The organism is Intestinibacter sp. (genome assembly GCF_034113885.1).
Taxonomy (GTDB): Bacteria; Bacillota; Clostridia; order Peptostreptococcales; family Peptostreptococcaceae; genus Intestinibacter.
Genome location: NZ_JAXEWM010000025.1, coordinates 1 through 3,543 on the forward strand (window position 1 = coordinate 1; position 3,543 = coordinate 3,543).

At 30.6% G+C, this 3,543-nt stretch carries 3 protein-coding genes; all 3 read right to left on the bottom strand.

The genetic code is table 11. The features are described 5' to 3' along the window. Positions 1-1,237, bottom strand: a 1,237-nt coding sequence (locus tag SPD90_RS01645) for a type I restriction-modification system subunit M (RefSeq protein ID WP_320924102.1), incomplete at its 3' end; no start/stop codon positions are given. A gap of 269 nt (positions 1,238-1,506) precedes the next feature. Further along, positions 1,507-2,079 (bottom strand): DUF5662 family protein, encoded by a 573-nt coding sequence (locus SPD90_RS01650; RefSeq protein ID WP_320626167.1) that lies wholly within the window; start codon positions 2,077-2,079, stop codon positions 1,507-1,509. A 275-nt stretch (positions 2,080-2,354) separates the two neighbouring features. Continuing rightward, entirely contained in the window at positions 2,355-3,506 is a 1,152-nt protein-coding gene (locus SPD90_RS01655; RefSeq protein WP_320924103.1) for a C40 family peptidase, read from the bottom strand. Positions 3,507-3,543: the final 37 nt, after the last annotated feature.

Consider the following 3,543-nt stretch of genomic DNA (forward strand, 5'->3'; position numbering starts at 1 on the left):
TATTAAATCTCTCAACTATATCATCTATATCATTATCATCGATAGGATTTCTCTTATCATCCAAGCTATACCCATCAGCCTTCATATCGTAGAACCAAACCTTATCCGTTCCACCATTTCCAGTTTTCGTAAATATCATAATCGCAGTAGAAACCCCTGCATACGGTTTAAATACTCCACTTGGCATTGATATTATCGCTTCTAATTTATTGTTTTCGACGATTTCTTTTCTGATATCCTTATGTCCCTTTGTACTTCCAAATAAAACTCCATCTGGCACTATAGACGCGCATCTTCCACCTTTTTTAAGTATTCTTAAAAATAGCGCTAAAAACAACAACTCAGTCTTTTTAGTCTTTGTAACCTTTAGCAAGTCTGCACTTACAGCCTCGTAATCCAGACTACCTTTAAATGGAGGATTTGCAAGCACCAAAGTGTACTTATCATTGTCTTCATTTACTTCTGAAAGAGAGTCCTTGTACTCGATATTTGGATTATCCACGCCGTGAAGCATCATATTCATAGCCCCTATTCTAAGCATAGTTCTATCCATGTCAAAACCATAGAACATAGTATTATTAAAATGATCCTTTTTCTCTCCATCTAAAAATAAATCTTGATGATTTTCTCTCAAATAATGTTGTGCTGAAACCAAAAATCCAGCTGAACCTGCTGCTGGGTCGACTATAATATCTTGCGGATTTGGTTTCATAAGCTTCACCATCATATCAATTATATGTCTAGGTGTTCTAAATTGACCATTTGTACCGGCTGTAGCAACCTTTGATAGTAGGTATTCGTAAAGATCACCCTTATTATCATCTTTATTATCCATTTCCAGCTTGTCTATTCCATCTACTATTTTAGCAAGCATAAGTGGTGTAGGTATTTTAAATATCGCATCTCCCATGTATTTTGAATAAGCTGAGTCTCCATCTCCATGAAGATTTTTTATAAATGGAAATACTTCATTTGCCATTATATCGTACATGACTGTAGGCTCTTCATTTTTAAATTTACTCCATCTTAGGTGTTGCTTGTCTTGTGGAAAAGTACCTTCAAATGGCAATCCTAAAAACAATGCCTCGCTCTCTTTTATTGTTTCATTATCATCTAAACCTTTTATAAATAAAAGATATGTAAATTGCTCTATAACCTCTAGAGGATTTGTTATACCTCCTGTCCAGAAATGCTCCCATATCTTATCTACTCTATTTCTTAATTCTCCTGTTATCATATAATTTTCCTTTCTACTTATATTATTAAATCTCGCACGTTAAATTTTTTAATATAAATTTAATAATTTTCGAATTAATTTAAAACATCTCGATAAATTATAATTTTGTCATTATTTATTATATATTATTAAACATATTTTGATAAGTAATATTAATATTATCTTATTTTTTCTAAAAATTCTATTCCTTGTCAAATTTTAATTTGTATACTTTTTAATTCTATTGCAAATTATTTTTACACAAAAAAAATTAGTTAAATAGAAAAAATCTATTTAGCTAATTTCTCTTCTTTAAAAACATATCCAGTTTTTTTCATATTTTTAATATATTTAAAGGTTTCATCTTCACCCTTTTCATATAGCATTCTAAGCAAAAACTCCAATTCATCTGATGTCTCTGGATGAATAACCATTCTCCCCTTCGCCCTTAAAAAATACTCTAAAGGACTTTTATCTGTGTATTTATCGCCCATATATATCTTACTCGCCGCGACTCTATCACAGAACATTTCAATTAAATACTTCATAGGCATTTTTACTGTGTCTATAGTTTTAGTTTTCATATTGTAATCTGTCCAATACTCAAAATGATGCTTATTTCTGCCCTTATGATGCATCCATGCTCTTGAATATCCATTGTCCTCTCTTTCTGCTTCATTAGGACTTCTTGTACCTTGGTAATACTTTGCCCCCACTATAAATTCACAAAAGCTATATTTTGACAAATCATGCAAGCACCCTTGCCAAAAAATACCTGATTTAAAGCAATGCTCTATAACCTTATGTCTATGTCTAGTAATTGTAATAAAATGCTTCCATGATTTTACTATATAATCGCCCAATTAAAAATCCACCTTTCATTTATTTTTAATTCTAATAAATATTTCTAGTTTATATCTTTATATTATTACTTAAATAATTTTACCACTCTTTTATACAATATTGAAATATAATTAAAAAAACTTAACTAAATCTTCAGTTAAAATTTATTTTTTCTAAAATCAATATTGTCTCTTTTATTTATAGTTTATACAATACTTACAGCAAGGTTACAGTAAAAAAAGATAAAAAAGAGATGCAATCAAATCAATCAGCTCATTTAATTGCATCTCTTCTTTTATACGAATACTCTTCTTACACCGGCAATTCTACTTCTATGACTATTTTTTATAGGCCATACAACTACTTTATTTGGCCATGATTCTATAACTTTATCGTTTCCTAAATAAATCGCAACATGTATTATAGTTCCATTTGAATCTGAATAGAATATTAAATCGCCTCTTTTTCTATCTTTATAAGCAACCTTTTTAAGCTTGCTAGAGTTATATAGATTTCTAGATTCGTATTCATATCCAGGTTGAGAATGTCTGACTACACTAACTGGCAGTGGATTTATTCCTGCTGCATACATAGCTTGCATAACTAATCCTGAGCAATCGACACCTTGTCCTGGTTTACCTGATGCTCCTACTATATATTCAGTACCTAGATAGTCATACGCTCTATCTATCATAGCTTCTATACATTCCTTTTTAGTACTTGTATAATCTACCTTCATTGGAGATACATAAGCACCAAGATTATTCCAATCTGAATAAGAAAGTCCCATTGCTTTCCATGTTGTATAATTTACTACACCTGTTACAGGTAGTCCTTTTTTCTTTTGGAATGCTTTTATTTTAGAAATAGTAGTCGGTCCTACTATAGCATAATTTTTTGTTCCCATTCCTAATTTTACTTGAACCTTTCTGACCTTAAGTCCCATAGTTCCTTTTTTTAGAGAATAACCACCTTGACCTGCAAAGCTTATATTATCTTGTATTTGAAAATAACTGCTAGGATTTTGATAAACTCTTTTTGTGTTTACTGTGATGTCTTTAGATATAAACTTACTTGCTGTTTCCGTAGCTGGAATGTAAATTCTCCATTTAGAAGTTTTTTGTGCATACCATTCACTTGGATATTGTAAAACTACTTTACTAGTTTCTTCGTTTGATGCATATTTTGTAGATTTTGTTTGCCATTTTCCAGTTTCTTTATTGTATCTTTGTAATTTTACTTCACGTCCTTTTCCTGGAGTTACATAAATTGCATCTGTTATTTTTCTTCCAGCTGTATTATTTCTATAATAATTTATACTAGTTACAGTCGTTTGCTGTGGTTCTATTGTCCCACTTTCGCCATCTTGATTTTCAGCAAATACTAAATTAGAGCCCAAAATTACCAATATCAGTGCCAACGATATTATTTTTTGAAACTTTTTCATCGTACAATCACCCCTATTTTTTGTAATTTAATCTATA